12 protein-coding genes are annotated in these 14,236 nt (G+C 64.1%); 7 read left to right on the top strand and 5 right to left on the bottom strand.

Features of this window, described 5'->3' with window-relative positions; translation table 11 throughout:
* Window positions 1-33: 33 nt before the first annotated feature.
* On the top strand, window positions 34-255 hold the full coding sequence (gene rpmE, locus DB459_RS10210) for a 50S ribosomal protein L31 (RefSeq protein WP_253712736.1): 222 nt from the start codon (window positions 34-36) through the stop codon (window positions 253-255).
* A 164-nt stretch (window positions 256-419) separates the two neighbouring features.
* Here rpmE and DB459_RS10205 read toward each other — a convergent pair whose 3' ends face one another.
* A complete protein-coding gene (locus DB459_RS10205) occupies window positions 420-932 on the bottom strand; it encodes a DUF1465 family protein (protein ID WP_253712735.1) in 513 nt (170 codons plus the stop codon).
* A 373-nt stretch (window positions 933-1,305) separates the two neighbouring features.
* On the bottom strand, window positions 1,306-1,497 hold the full coding sequence (locus DB459_RS10200) for a DUF1192 domain-containing protein (protein ID WP_253712734.1): 192 nt from the start codon (window positions 1,495-1,497) through the stop codon (window positions 1,306-1,308).
* A gap of 246 nt (window positions 1,498-1,743) precedes the next feature.
* Between DB459_RS10200 and DB459_RS10195 the strand changes: the two genes are divergently transcribed.
* Window positions 1,744-2,742 carry an NAD(P)H-quinone oxidoreductase gene (locus tag DB459_RS10195; protein WP_253712733.1) on the top strand — a complete coding sequence of 333 codons (999 nt, stop codon included), beginning with the start codon at window positions 1,744-1,746 and terminating at the stop codon, window positions 2,740-2,742.
* Window positions 2,743-2,982: 240 nt separating this feature from the next.
* A complete protein-coding gene (locus tag DB459_RS10190) occupies window positions 2,983-5,859 on the top strand; it encodes an EAL domain-containing protein (RefSeq protein ID WP_253712732.1) in 2,877 nt (958 codons plus the stop codon).
* A 66-nt stretch (window positions 5,860-5,925) separates the two neighbouring features.
* Here DB459_RS10190 and DB459_RS10185 read toward each other — a convergent pair whose 3' ends face one another.
* Complete coding sequence (locus DB459_RS10185) at window positions 5,926-6,588, bottom strand: YqgE/AlgH family protein (protein ID WP_253712731.1); 663 nt, start codon at window positions 6,586-6,588, stop codon at window positions 5,926-5,928.
* 362 nt (window positions 6,589-6,950) lie between these two features.
* On the opposite strand from DB459_RS10185, the gene DB459_RS10180 reads away from it, so the two are divergent.
* Together DB459_RS10180 and DB459_RS10175 are read left to right on the top strand one after the other, a co-directional pair.
* A complete protein-coding gene (locus tag DB459_RS10180) occupies window positions 6,951-7,793 on the top strand; it encodes a protein-disulfide reductase DsbD domain-containing protein (protein WP_253712730.1) in 843 nt (280 codons plus the stop codon).
* Window positions 7,794-7,967: 174 nt separating this feature from the next.
* The gene (locus DB459_RS10175; RefSeq protein WP_253712729.1) at window positions 7,968-8,453 is read left to right on the top strand and encodes a peroxiredoxin; all 486 of its coding nucleotides are present in this window, start codon (window positions 7,968-7,970) and stop codon (window positions 8,451-8,453) included.
* Between the two features lie 155 nt (window positions 8,454-8,608).
* Here the strand turns inward: DB459_RS10175 and ubiG are convergent, their stop codons facing one another.
* Together ubiG and DB459_RS10165 are read right to left on the bottom strand one after the other, a co-directional pair.
* A complete protein-coding gene (ubiG, locus tag DB459_RS10170; protein ID WP_253712728.1) occupies window positions 8,609-9,373 on the bottom strand; it encodes a bifunctional 2-polyprenyl-6-hydroxyphenol methylase/3-demethylubiquinol 3-O-methyltransferase UbiG in 765 nt (254 codons plus the stop codon).
* 113 nt (window positions 9,374-9,486) lie between these two features.
* The gene (locus DB459_RS10165; protein WP_253712727.1) at window positions 9,487-9,954 is read right to left on the bottom strand and encodes a PH domain-containing protein; all 468 of its coding nucleotides are present in this window, start codon (window positions 9,952-9,954) and stop codon (window positions 9,487-9,489) included.
* Between the two features lie 188 nt (window positions 9,955-10,142).
* Between DB459_RS10165 and DB459_RS10160 the strand changes: the two genes are divergently transcribed.
* Window positions 10,143-11,441, top strand: a complete 1,299-nt coding sequence (locus tag DB459_RS10160; protein WP_253712726.1) for an aspartate kinase — start codon at window positions 10,143-10,145, stop codon at window positions 11,439-11,441.
* 511 nt (window positions 11,442-11,952) lie between these two features.
* Entirely contained in the window at window positions 11,953-14,220 is a 2,268-nt protein-coding gene (gene ptsP, locus DB459_RS10155; RefSeq protein WP_253712725.1) for a phosphoenolpyruvate--protein phosphotransferase, read from the top strand.
* Window positions 14,221-14,236 lie beyond the last annotated feature (16 nt).

Genomic DNA, 14,236 nt, shown 5'->3' with positions numbered 1-14,236 from the left:
GGCTGCGCTTTTCGCGCGCATTGAGGATTTGCCATGAAAGCCGAAATTCACCCGAATTATCATACGATTAAGGTCGTCATGACCGACGGAACCGAATTCCTGACCCGCTCGACCTACGGCAAGGAAGGCGACACGCTGAACCTCGATATCGACTCCAAGTCGCACCCGGCCTGGACCGGCGGTCAGCAGCAGATCCTCGACCGCGGCGGCCGCGTCTCGCGGTTCCAGAAGAAGTTCTCCGGCCTTATGAAGTAAGGAAGCCCGGCCGACACCCAGCGCCGCCGTCGCATCCTCGACAGACCGGTCGCGCCGGGGACATCGTCCGAGACCACCCTGATCACGAACGCCTCAAACACGAAACGCCCCGGCTCGGCCGGGGCGTTTTTCGTTGGTGCGGTGCGGGCAGCGGCACTCCACCATTACTGCTCGAAGGCCGCCTTGAGCGCGTTGAGCTGGGGCACCAGAGGATTGCCCATGACCGCAGCATCGGGCGCGGGAGCATGCATGGTCTGATCGAGCCGGCGGACCTTCGCCTGCAACGCCATCGAGCGCTCGATGAGGTCCTGCAGCGCAGCGGGCAGCTTCTCGATCAAGTCGCGCGCGCCCGGATCGGATGCAGTGAGTTTGACCTTGGTCTTCTCGCGATTGGCCTGGGCCAGCGACATCTCGCCTTCCTTCACCGCGCGGTGCAGCAGCAACCACGAAGCGAGCTGCATCAGCCGTGTGGTCAGGCGCATGCTCTCGGTAGCGTAGGTCAGGCTGACGGCGCGCTCCAGCTCCTTGGCCTCGCTGCGGCCGGCGCCGTCGAGATAGGCTGCGGTCTCCTCCACGAGATCCATGCCTTCGCGAAACAGCGTATTGAAAGCCGCGGAATTGGCCAGCCGCTCGCTGAACATCACGAGATCGGCCTCGCTGCGCACGGTACCCGACATGGTTAACGCCTCACTCAACTGCACGCCAAAATATGATGAACAAATCATTGCGCGGCCGGACCGCGGAGTCCAGCAGGGACAAATGTAAACATGAGATATGGTTTCCGGCGGCGTGACGGCACCGGCGAAAAAACAAAAAAGAGCCGCCGTTTCCGGCGGCTTTGAAAAGTTGATAACAGGGAGGCGTCAAACAGAGTGGACAGGAGCCACTCGGTGTCCACGAAGGACGGCGCCAGTAATGACTGGGAAAGCTTAATTCGTCGTAAATGAATAATTTCGTTCAGGCTTTTTTAGCATTGCAGCGAGCTCTTCGTACGAGCGTCAGATCCACCGCGCTAGCCGGACGGATTGCAGTCACCTCGCGGCCGGTCGATCAGGATTTGAAGAAGCGATCGGCGGCATCGCGCGAGGCGCGCTTGCCGCCCAGCGCCGTCTCGAGACGGGCGATCTCCTCACGCAGGAGCCCTATCCGCGCCTCGATCTCGCCGACCGACAACAGCGATATATCCTGGCCGATGTCGTGGGTGACCTTGCGCCTGGGCGCCTCGTCGTCGTCGCGTGCCATCCGATTTCCTCCTGTCTGCCGGCTCTCCCGTCGGCCGCCTGGACCGGTTCCGCCCATTGAGCGGGGCTAACTCCCGGTCCCTGGCTACGACCGATGGCCCCGCGGAAAAGGCCGCGCCGGCTCTGTTGCCAGTGCCGATCTGGCTGACTAAGCAGGCGGACGGGACCATAGCCGCAGACAGACCCAACACAAACCAAGACAGATACAAGCCAAGACAGACCCCTCCGGAAGCCTAAGGATATCGCCATGGACAAGCTGCCCGCCCAAATGACCGCCGTCGGCATCAGCAAGCCCGGTGGCCCGGAGGTGTTGATTCCGGAGACCCGGCCGCTGCCGCAGCCGGGGCCTCACGATATTCTGATCAAGGTCGCCGCGGCGGGGGTCAACCGGCCCGACGTCGCCCAGCGCAGCGGCGTCTACCCGCCGCCGCCGGGGGCCAGCGATCTGCCCGGGCTGGAAGTGGCCGGCGAGGTCGTGTCGCTCGGCTCGGAGGTTATTCGTCACAAGCTCGGCGACAAGGTGATGTCGCTGGTCGCCGGCGGCGGCTACGCCCAGTACTGCCTCGCCCCCGACAGCCACGCCATGCCGGTGCCGGAGGCCTTCTCCATGGCCGAGGCCGGCGCCACGCCGGAGACCCTGATGACGGTGTGGCACAACGTCTTCGAGCGCGGCGGCCTTAAAGCCGGCGAGACCCTGCTCGTGCATGGCGGATCATCCGGCATCGGCACCATGGCGATCCAGCTCGGAAAGGCATTTGGAGCCAGGGTCGTCGTCACCGTCGGCTCTGCAGAGAAGGCCGAGGCCTGCCTCAAGCTCGGAGCCGATCGCGCCGTCAACTACAAGACCGAGGATTTCGTCGCGGTGACGCGGGAATTCACCAGCAAGGCCGGTGTCGACGTCATCCTCGACATGGTCGGCGGTGACTACATCGAGCGCAATTACGATGCCGCCGCCGTCGGCGGCCGCATCGTCCAGATCGCCTTCCTCGGCTCACCGAAAGCGACGGTCAACTTCACCAAGCTGATGATCAAGCGGCTGGTCCATACCGGCTCGACATTGCGGCCGCGGTCCGTCGCCGACAAGGCCGCGATGGTGGAAGCGATTACCACCAAAGTCTTGCCCTTGCTTCGCGATGGCCGGGTCAAGCCATTGATGGACAGCAGTTTCCCTCTGGAAAGGGCAGCAGATGCCCATCGCCGGATGGAGACAAGTCAACATGTTGGCAAAATTGTGCTCACGGTCTGACGCGAGGATTCGGCGAACCCCTTGGTTTTGCATCGGTTTCATGCCATTGATCACTCACTTCGGTGCGGCTGATTTCGCGCTCGCATTCCCACGCTGATGGGGTCTTCGATGCGCATGCCGGCTCGGCGCCGAAATCATCATGATGCTGGCGTCTTTCAGGTTCTGATCTTCGTATGAGGGTTCGCTTCGACAATCGGCGAAGTTGAGGACACCGGGCACAGAAACGCGGAGAGCTTTCCATTGCGACTGATCAGGTGCCTGGCGCTTGCCGCGCTCGGCCTCATGATGCTCGCCGTTGCGCCTGCCGCGCACGCCGTTGACGCCGTCAGCGTCCGCGGCGACGCGCCCGCGATCGACCTCACCGGCATTCTCGACTACCAGCACAGCGATACCGACCGCATCCAGGTCTCCACGGCGCCGGGGCCCGACGGCATCGTTCGCCGCATCGAGGTCCGCGCCCGCGAGGGCGGCCAGAGCTGGGTAGTGTTCGCGCTCGCCAACAACTCTGACGACCAGCTCGACCGACTGATCGTCGCGCCGCATTACCGGATCGTCTCCTCGGGCCTGCTGTGGCCCGATCTCGGCACCTCGCGGATCGCCACCATCACCCCATCGACGGGTGACCGGCCCGAACGCCAGGAGAGCGCCACCGCGGACATCTTCCGCGTCACCCTCGACCCGGGCTCGGTGATCACCTTCGTCGCCGAACTGCGCACCGACAAGCTGCCCCAGCTCTATCTGTGGGAGCCCGATGCCTACAAGGACAAGGTCAACTCCTTCACGCTCTATCAGGGCATCATCATCGGCATTTCCGGCCTGCTGGCGCTGGTGCTGACTATCCTGTTCGTGGTCAAGGGCAGCATCATGTTCCCGGCCGCGGCGGCGCTGGCCTGGGCGGTGCTGGTCTATATCGGCGTCGATTTCGGCTTCTGGGGCAAGGTGCTCGACATGTCGGCCGGCGCCGAGCGGGTGTGGCGCGCCTCGGGCGAGGCAATCCTCGCGGCGACGCTGCTGGTCTTCCTGTTCGCCTATTTGAACCTGTCGCGCTGGCACGTACGCTATTCGCATATCACCATCGGCTGGCTGGTCTTTCTCGGCTCGCTGGTCGCCTTGGCGCTATTCGATCCTGCCGTCGCCTCGGGCATCGCGCGAATATCGCTGGTGCTGATCGCCTTCGCCGGATTCGCCCTGATCGTCTATCTCTCGACCCACAGCTTCGATCGCGCAGTGCTGCTGATCCCGACCTGGTTCCTGCTGGTGGTCTGGGTGGTGGCTGCGGGCATGACCGTGGCGGGCAGCGTCACCAACGACATCGTCGGCCCGGCCCTGCTCGGCGGCCTGGTGCTGATCGTGATGCTGATCGGCTTCACGGTGATGCAGCATGCCTTCGCCGGCGGAGGCGCCAGCCAGGGTATCGTGTCGGATGTCGAACGCCGGGCACTGGCGCTGGTCGGCTCCGGCGACCTGATCTGGGACTGGGACGTCTCCGCGGACAAGGTCTTCACCAGCCCCGAAACCGAGAGCTTGCTCGGCCTCAAGCGCGGTACGCTGGAAGGCCCGGCCGCGAAATGGCTCGAAGTGCTGCATCCGCTCGATCAGGACCGCTTCCGCGCCGCCCTCGACAGCGTGCTCGACCAGCGCCGCGGCCGCCTTGTGCAGGATTTCCGCCTTCGCACCCCGGACGGGCATTACATGTGCTTCGCGCTGAAGGCGCGGCCAGTCGTCGGCTCCGACGGCGAGGTCTCCCGTGTCGTCGGCACCCTCACCGACGTCACCGAGACCAAGAACGCCGAAGAGCGCATGCTGCACGATTCCGTGCACGACAATCTCACCGGCCTGCCCAACCGCAAGCTGTTCATGGACCGGCTCAATGCGGTCGCGACCTTTGCCAAGACCATGCCGAGCCTGCGGCCGACGGTGATGGTGATCGATCTCGACCGGTTCAAGCAGGTCAATGATTCAGTCGGCATCGCGGTCGGCGATTCCATCCTGCTGACGCTGGCCCGCCGCCTGACCCGCATCCTCAAGCCGCAGGATACCCTCGCTCGCCTCGCCGGCGACCAGTTCGGCTTGATCGTCTTGTCCGAGCAGGACGCCGGCCGCATCACCGCCTTCGCCGAGACCATCCGCAAGACGATCCGCGCCCCGATCGCCTTCAATGACCGTGAGATCTTCCTGACCGCCTCGATCGGCCTGGCGCTCAGCGACCCGCAGGCCCCGCTCACCGATGAGATCATCAAAGACGCCGAACTGGCGATGTATCACTCCAAGCGGATCGGCGGCGACCGCATCGACGTCTACAAGCAGGCGATGCGGTCCCGGAAGACCGACCGGCTGACGCTGGAAGGCGAGTTGCGCCGCGCGATCGAGCGCGAGGAGATCACTATCCTTTACCAGCCCATCGTGCGGCTGGAAGACCGCGCAGTCGCCGGTTTCGAGGCTCTGGCGCGCTGGGATCATCCCAAGCTCGGCCGCATGTCACCGAGCGAATTCATCAGCATCGCCGAGGAGATCGGACTGATCGTCGATCTCGGGCTGTTCGTGATGGACCGCACTGCCCGCCAGCTCGCGCTCTGGCAGCGGGCGATCCGCTCCCGCAATGGAGTCTTCGCCAGCGTCAATGTCTCGTCCCGCCAGCTCCTTCGACACGACCTGATCCACGACATCCGCACGGTCCTGTCGCGTTCGGCGGTCGCCCGCGGCACACTCAAGCTCGAACTCACCGAATCGCTGGTGATGGAAAATCCCGAGCATGCGGCACAGATGCTCCAGCGGATCCGCGAGCTCGGCACCGGGCTGTCGCTGGACGACTTCGGCACCGGCCATTCATCGCTGGCTTACCTGCAGAAATTCCCGTTCGACACGATCAAGATCGACCAGTCCTTCGTCCGCACCACGAGCCGCGGCACACGGCCGGTAATCCTCAAGTCGATCGTGGCCATGGCCCATGACCTCGGCATGGATGTGGTGGCGGAAGGCGCTGAAACCGACTCCGACGCGGTGGAGCTCTATCAGCTCGGCTGCGAATACGCCCAGGGCTTCGCCTTCGGCGAGCCGATGGATGCGGATGCGGCGACGCGCATCCTCACCGAGGAACGGCTGGAAGCGGCGCAGTAAGGGCAGCTCTTGAATCGAAACTCTTGGATCGAACTCGGGAATGGCCGCGATAAGCGAGGACTGGCCTCAGGCGTGGCCGGCTTCGCTGGAGAGCATGGCGAGATCGATGCCGAGCTTCTGGAGTGCGCGCTCATATTTGATGTTGGCATCGCGGCCGAAGATCAGCTCCGGGTCGGCCTGGCAGTGCAACCAGCCATTCTCCTGGATTTCGTTCTCGAGCTGGCCCGGTGCCCAACCGGCATAGCCGAGGGCCAGAATGGCGTGGCGCGGCCCCTCTCCCTTGGCGATGGCCTTGAGGATGTCGAGGGTCGCGGTCAGACAGACGCCATCGTCGATCGAAAGTGTCGCATTCTTGATGAAGAAGTCACTCGAATGCAGCACGAAGCCACGACCGGTCTCGACCGGACCGCCCTTCATCACCTTCATCGCCTCGGTATTTGCCGGCAACACGATCTGGTCCGGCTTGTCGATGATATCGAGTTGCACCAGCAGTTCGGGGAAGTCGATACTACCGGCGGGACGATTGAGGATGATGCCCATGGCGCCTTCGGCGGAATGGGCGCAGATATAGATCACCGAACGCGCGAAACGCTCGTCTTCCATCACGGGCATGGCAATCAGGATCTGGCCGTCGAGATAGCTGCGCCGGCCGCCCTCATCGCCGTTTTCGCCCCCGCGCCCCGGCAGGCCTATTCCATCGGACTTCGGCCCTTTTTCGATTCGATCCATCGCTGACGGACTTTCACTGCTAATACCATCCTGATATTGGGCTCGGATTCTGTCAATCAAGCGGCGCGGGTATCGATCACAACCTGTTCAGGTGTGCGCTGCGCCGCTAACGCCTAGAAGACGCTGGTGCGGTCGATCTGACGCTCGTATCAGCATTGCAGCGAATTCGTCGTACGCGCGTCAGATCCAAAACCACACTAGAATCATAATGATGCTAGTGTCCCCTTGTTTCCAACGTTCGTATGAGCGCCTGCTGCAATGGGATACGAACGTTGGAAACAGGACACTAGTGTCCCTTTGGTTCTAACGTTCGTATGAGCGCTCGCTGCAAAGGGATACGAACGTTAGAACCGGGACACTAGATGATTCAGTTGGTTCCCCGCCTCCCCCGCTTCGCTCTGCTGGCTTTTACGGCGCCGCTCCTGCTCTGCGGCGAAGTCCGCGCGCAATCGGCCGACGCTTCGGCCTGGGTCAAGGACGCCCATTCGGCGCTGCGGCTCGTCGCCGGCTCGCGGAATGGCGCGATCTTGCTCGGCGGGCTCGCGCTCAAGCTGGACAGCGGCTGGAAGACCTATTGGCGCACGCCTGGCGATTCAGGTGTGCCGCCCCGGTTCGATTTTTCCCGCTCAGACAATGTCGCCTCGGTGACGGTCCTGTGGCCGGCTCCGACCAAATTTCCCGATGGGGCGGGCGGCACCTCCTACGGCTACCGCAACGATGTGTTGCTGCCGCTGCGGATCACGCCGGTCAAGCCCGAGAGGCCGGTCGTTCTGCGCGCCGAGGTCAGTTATGCGGTCTGCGAGAAGCTCTGTGTGCCAGTGGACGCCAAGGCCGAGGTCGGCTTCGCCAACGAGGCCAGCAGCGAGGACGGCGCGCTGATGACCGCGCTCGCCGCAGTGCCGCAGCCGGCGAAGCTCGGCGATCCAAACGCACTGACGATCCGTGACGTCAGGCGCGACGGCAACCAGGTCGTGGTGGACACATCCGCACCGGACGGCGTCACCGTCGACCTGTTCGCCGAAGGACCAACGGCGGACTGGTCGCTGCCGTCGCCGGAACCGCTCGAGCGCCTGCCTGGCGGCAACCAACGATTCCGGTTTGCGCTCGACGGCCTGCCGCTTGGCATCAAGCCGGACGGTGCGGCGCTGAAACTGACGCTGACCGGCGGTGGACGCGCGCGGGAGTTCGAGGTCCGTCTGAACTGAGCCCGAAGCGGCAATTGCGCCCTCGCGCCACCGTGCTATGACTCCCTCGACGGCGACGCGCACTTCATAATCTCGCAATGTCGAGCGCCGCATTCGAAGCGGCGCAGGGGGGGCCTGGCAGAACCGCGTCTGACACCAAAAAGATCAGAACATGCCAACACGGGAGTTTCCGCGATGACCATCAAGATCGGCGACCGCCTGCCTCTGACCAAATTCCGCGTCATGACTGAGGAAGGACCGCAGGTGCGCACCACCGACGATATCTTCAAGGGGAAGAAGGTCGCCCTGTTCGCGGTCCCCGGCGCCTTCACCAACACTTGCCACAAGATGCACCTGCCGAGCATCACCATCAACGCCGAGAACATGAAGGCCAAGGGCGTCGACACCATCGCGGTCACCTCCGTCAACGATGTCTTTGTCATGAAAGCCTGGCAGCGCGACACCGACCCGAGCACCAAGACGGTGTTTCTTGCCGATGGCAATGCCGAATTCGCCAAGGCGATCGGCCTTGATCTCGATGCCTCGGCCAACGGCCTTGGCGTTCGTTCCAGGCGTTATTCGATGCTGGTCGACGACGGCGTGGTGAAGAAGCTCAATATCGAGGAAAATCCCGGCACCGTCGAAAAGTCGGGCGGCGACACGCTTCTCAGCCAACTCTGAGGCGGCGGGGTCGAATTTTCGCAATTGAGGCTATCAAAGATGGCGATACGGTTAGCACCGGATCGCCATCGGCACCCTATCCGCGATGAACGTTATCAGCGATGAGGTGAATGGCACGGTTGCGTGACAACCCACTCGCGCCCAGTTGTTCGATATCAACCCGCGGTCTCGGCCACCACCATATAATTGACGTCCATATCCGCCGACAGGCTCCATTTGTCGGCAAACGGACTGTAGGCCACACCGGTCTCTTCAGTGATGACGAGACCGTTGTTCTCCAGATGGCGGGCAAGCTCGGCCGGCGTGACGAACTTGTTCCAGGAATGGGTGCCAGGAGGCAGCCAACGCAGCACATATTCGGCGCCGACGATGGCAAGCGCGAAGCTCTTCCAGTTCCGGTTCAAGGTCGAAACCACCATGATGCCATTCGGCTTCATCAGCGCTGTGCAGCGGGCGAGGAAAGCGCCGACATCCACCACATGTTCGACCACCTCCATGGCAAGCACGACGTCGAAACGCTCGCGCGGATCCATCTCCTCCACGGTGGTACAGCGATAGTCGATCAGCAGGCCGGACCTATCGGCATGCAGACGGGCGGCGGCAATGTTGGTCTGCGACGGATCGATGCCGATCACCTCGGCGCCAAGCCGGGTGAAGGGCTCGCACAGCAGGCCCGCGCCGCAACCGATGTCGAGCAGGCGCAACCCGGACAGGCAGCTCAGGCTGCGGACGTTGCGACCGAACTTTCGGCACGCAGCGTCACGGATGAAGCCGAGGCGCAGCGGATTGATCTTGTGGAGCGGTGCCATCCGGCCTTTCGGGTCCCACCACTCGTCGGACAGACGCGAGAATTTCGCGATCTCGGCAGGGTCGACGGTGGAGGTGGTGGGGGTCGACGACAGCGGATTGGGGGCGGCCATGTTGTCCGAAGGTCAGCTAGCGGAATGATGCGATGCAGGAGAGTCTATCACGCGAGCGCGATTGTGCTTGAGAAATCGGCCGGCGCCAAGCTGCCCATCCACGCCTGTCGTGATCAGCGCGCCGTGATGTTGTTACGAAATTGCAGTGGCGCTGCCATCATCCTGATGGTCACGACGCCTTCGCCGACCCCGCGAATCGTCACATCACCATAGCCGATCAGGCGGCCGGGGATGCTCTGATCGACATCGACGCGTTCGACTTTATCGAGGTTCATCTCGAAGGTACGGCGCTGGATGAAGCCGGTCTTGTGCACGACCCGCAAGGTGGTGACATCCGTTTCGGTGGTCCAGCGCCGAAACCAGGCCCGTACGGTCCAGACCAGCGCGACCAGGGCGGCGGCCGCCGCCAGGACCAGCCAAACCACGCCGACGCCACCCCCCTCGGCCCGGCGGCTCAAAACGAAGCAGGCAGCGGCGACGATCCAGATCAGCGCCGCCGGCAGATAGATAATGCCGTGGAGGGTGGTGGAGTACTGCACCCGCTCGCCGGGCCGCAGAATCTGATCGATATAACGCCCCATGCTTTCCGCTCCCCCCTGCACCGCATTGGCCCACCAACGCTGCCGGCAACCCTCGGGTCCCCCCTTTCCGGGCTGTCCACGGGCGCTTGCCCCCCCGCGCCCCGTTATGTATACGCGCGTTTTCGGCCCGCGCATCTGCCTTTCGCGGCGCCATCCAGCAAAGCTTGTCAGGGACTGCGCCAGGGTAAATGGGCCGGCTTGTCATGAAATTCGGCGGCACTTCGGTCGCCAATATCGAACGCATCCGCAACGTTGCCCGCCACGTCAAGCGCGAGGTCGACGCTGGGCACGAGGTCGCAGTGGTGGTCTCGGCGATGTCCGGCAAGACCAACGAGCTGGTGGGATGGACCAGCGACGCCGCGGCGATGACCGGCACCGCCAACGAGGAGCTCCTTGCCCTCGCCAGGGCCGACTCGACCCGCGAATACGACGCCGTGGTCGCCTCCGGCGAGCAGGTCACCTCCGGGCTGCTCGCGATCTCGCTGCAGGCGCTCGGCATCAATGCCCGCTCCTGGCAGGGCTGGCAGATTCCGGTCCTCACCAGCGACGCGCATAGTTCGGCCCGCATTCTCGACATCGACGGCAGCGCGCTCGTCAAGGGCTTCGCAGAGCGGAAGGAAGTCGCGGTGATTGCCGGCTTCCAGGGCATCCACGCCGAGAGCGGCCGGATCACCACGCTGGGCCGCGGCGGCTCGGACACTTCGGCGGTGGCGATCGCCGCTGCGATCCGCGCCGACCGTTGCGATATCTACACGGACGTCGACGGCGTCTATACGACCGATCCGCGGGTGGTGCCGAAGGCGCGACGGCTCGACCGTGTCGCGTTCGAGGAGATGCTCGAACTGGCGTCACAGGGCGCCAAGGTCCTGCAGGTGCGCTCCGTCGAACTCGGCATGGTGCACAATGTGCGGGTCTTCGTGCGCTCCAGTTTCGACAAACCCGAAGACATCGATCCGCACGCCGCCCAACCGCCGGGCACGCTGATCTGCAACGAGGAGGAGATCATGGAAAATCACGTCGTGACCGGCATCGCCTTTTCCAAGGATGAGGCCCAGATCTCCGTGCGTCAGATCGAGGACAAGCCCGGTGTCGCCGCCGCGATTTTCGGGCCGCTGGCTGACGCCAATATCAACGTCGACATGATCGTGCAGAGCGTCTCCTCCGATGGCGCGACGACCGACCTCACCTTCACGGTGCCTGCCTCGGAATACTCGCGGGCCAAGGACACCATCGAGAAGGCCCGGGAGAAGATCGGCTACAAGGCCATGGACAGCGCCACCGACCTCGCAAAGGTCTCGGTCATAGGCATCGGCATGCGCAGCCATGCCGGCGTCGCCGCCCAGGCGTTCAAGGCGCTGGCGGACCGCAACATCAACATCCGTGCGATCACCACGTCCGAGATCAAATTCTCGCTGCTGATCGATACCGCCTATACCGAGCTCGCCGTGCGTTCGCTGCACACGCTCTACGGTCTCGACAAGGTCTGAATGCAACCATGTCCTGGCTTCGGTTTCGCCGGACCCGAGAGCCCGAACTAAAACACCACGGCCGACGGCAACCGCGATGCTCCGTCTGCTGGGGCGCAAGCAGGTCTTGCTGCTGGCCCGTTCGCAGCGAATCCGGTGCCCCGCCGCACGGGGGACCCGGGGCGACCGCGCTCAGCGCGCCGGCTTAAAACTCAAGATATAATTCTACGCAATCTGCAACTATAAATACCCCATGCGAACTCCCGCGGCTGAACGCTCCTGGCGGGCCGGCCGGGGCGGTGGACACAGGACGGCAATCGTTCCGTCTGGCAGGCGTTTTGCTTGGCAAAGCAAAGGCATTTTCGCTATACGGCCTAAGGATCAGGCAGCAGCAGTCGAGGCGAGATCGAACGATCCTGATTTGGCCGGCAGTACCGTTGCAACCTTTTCGGGGCAGACGGAAAGCTCTTATAGTTCAATTATTTACCGGCCCCGTCGCGGGGCTGGCGTGACAGGCGGAGGTGTCGAATCAATGCGGAGCACGCTGGGAGGCCCCCGCGTCTTGTTGCGACGGCTCCGCGAGGTCATGGCCGAGCCGGTCAGCGCCCAGGAGCGGTTGGACAAGATCGTGGTGCTGATCGCTGCCAACATGGTGGCGGAAGTGTGCTCGGTTTACGTCCTGCGCATCGACAACACCCTCGAACTCTACGCCACCGAAGGTCTGAACCGCGATGCGGTGCACCAGACGGTGCTGCACGCCCACGAGGGTCTGGTCGGCCTTGTCGCCAGCGAGGCGACCCCGCTCAACCTCTCCAACGCCCAGAACCACCCAGCCTTCGCCTATCGCCCGGAAACCGGCGAAGAGATCTATCACTCGTTCCTCGGCGTGCCGATCCTGCGCGCCGGCAATACGCTCGGCGTCCTGGTGGTGCAGAACCGTGCCCACCGCACCTATGTCGAGGAGGAGGTCGAGGCTCTGCAGACCACGGCGATGGTGCTCGCCGAGATGATCGCCTCGGGCGAGCTGGCGGCGCTGGCCAAGCCCGGCGCCGAGCCCGCGGCCCGCCATTCGCTGCACAAGACCGGCACGATCCTGTCCGAGGGCATCGCGCTCGGCCATGTGGTGCTGCACGAGCCGCGCGTCGTCATCACCAATTACATCGCCGAGGACCTGCCCAAGGAGATCAAGCGCCTCGAGACCTCCCTGACCAAATTGCGTGCCGATCTCGACCGAATGCTGGAACGGGGCGATGTCGCCGACGGCGGCGAGCACCGCGACGTGCTCGAGGCCTATCGGATGTTCGCCAACGACCATGGCTGGTCGCACCGGCTCCACGAGGCGGTGGCCACCGGCCTGACCGCCGAAGCCGCCGTCGAGCGTGTCCAATCGGACACCCGCGCCCGCATGCTCCGCTCCACCGATCCTTACCTGCGCGAGCGGCTGCATGATCTGGAGGATCTCGGCCATCGCCTGATGCGCCAGTTGCTCGGCCAGGATCACGCCCCCTCACGCGAACTGCTGCCCGACAATGCCATCCTGGTCGCCCGCGCCATGGGCCCGGCGGCGCTGCTCGACTACGACCGCAAGCGCCTGCGCGGTCTGATCCTGGAAGAAGGCACCTCGCAGTCGCACGTGGCCATCGTCGCGCGGGCGCTCGGCATTCCGGCCGTCGGCGAGGTCGACAATGCGGCCGGCATCGCCGACCCCGGCGACGCGGTGATCGTCGACGGTACGTCGGGCTCGATCTATTTCCGCCCCTCCGCCGAGATCGAATCGGCCTACGCCGAACGGGTTCGCTTCCGTGCCCGACGCCAGGCGCAATATCTGGCGCTGCGCGACAAGCCGACCGTGACCAGGGACGGCGAGCCCGTCGAGTTGATGATCAATGCCGGGCTCGTCATCGACCTGCCGCACATCGACGACACCAACTGCTCGGGCATCGGACTGTTTCGCACCGAATTGCAGTTCATGGTCAGCCAGAACCTGCCGCGCTCCAACGAGCAGCTTGCGCTCTATCGGACGGTGCTCGATGCCGCCGGTGACAAGCCGGTGACCTTCCGCACCCTCGATATTGGCGGTGACAAGGCGCTTCCCTACATGGAGACCATCACCGAGGAGAACCCGGCGCTCGGCTGGCGGGCGATCCGCCTCGGTCTCGACAGGCCCGGCCTGCTGCGCGGCCAGGTCCGCGCGCTGCTGCGTGCCGGTGGTGGGCGTTCGCTGAAGATCATGTTCCCGATGGTGTCCGACGTCGCCGAATTCGACCAAGCAAAGCATATCGTCGAGCGCGAACTGACCTATCTGCGTCAGCACGGCCACACGCTGCCCGAGCGCATCGACATCGGCACCATGATCGAGGTGCCGGCCCTGCTCTATCAGCTCGACGAACTGTTCAAGCGAGTCGACTTCGTCTCGGTGGGCTCCAACGACCTGTTCCAGTTCCTGTTCGCCGTCGATCGCGGCAATCCCAAGGTTGCCGACCGGTTCGACATGCTGTCGGCACCGTCGCTGCGGGCATTGCGTGACATCGTCATCAAGGCGAAAGCGGCCGACAAGGTGGCCTCGCTGTGCGGCGAGATGGCTTCCCAGCCCCTCGGCGCGCTGGCGCTGCTTGCGATGGGCTACCGTTCCTTGTCGGTGTCGGCGACCGCGCACGGCCCGGTCAAGGCGATGATCCTGGAACTGGACGTCGGCAAGGCCGCGGCGATGATCAAGCCGCTGCTGGAGGCGCCCACCGGCACTGTTTCGATCCGCGAACGCCTCAAGGAGTTCGCGGACAAGGAAGGGTTGCCGCTGTGACCGGGCCGACCCCCTC

Origin of the sequence: Bradyrhizobium sp. WD16 (assembly GCF_024181725.1) — a bacterium.
GTDB lineage: Bacteria > Pseudomonadota > Alphaproteobacteria > Rhizobiales > Xanthobacteraceae > Bradyrhizobium_A.
This window is presented reverse-complemented; position numbering and strand designations above follow the sequence as displayed.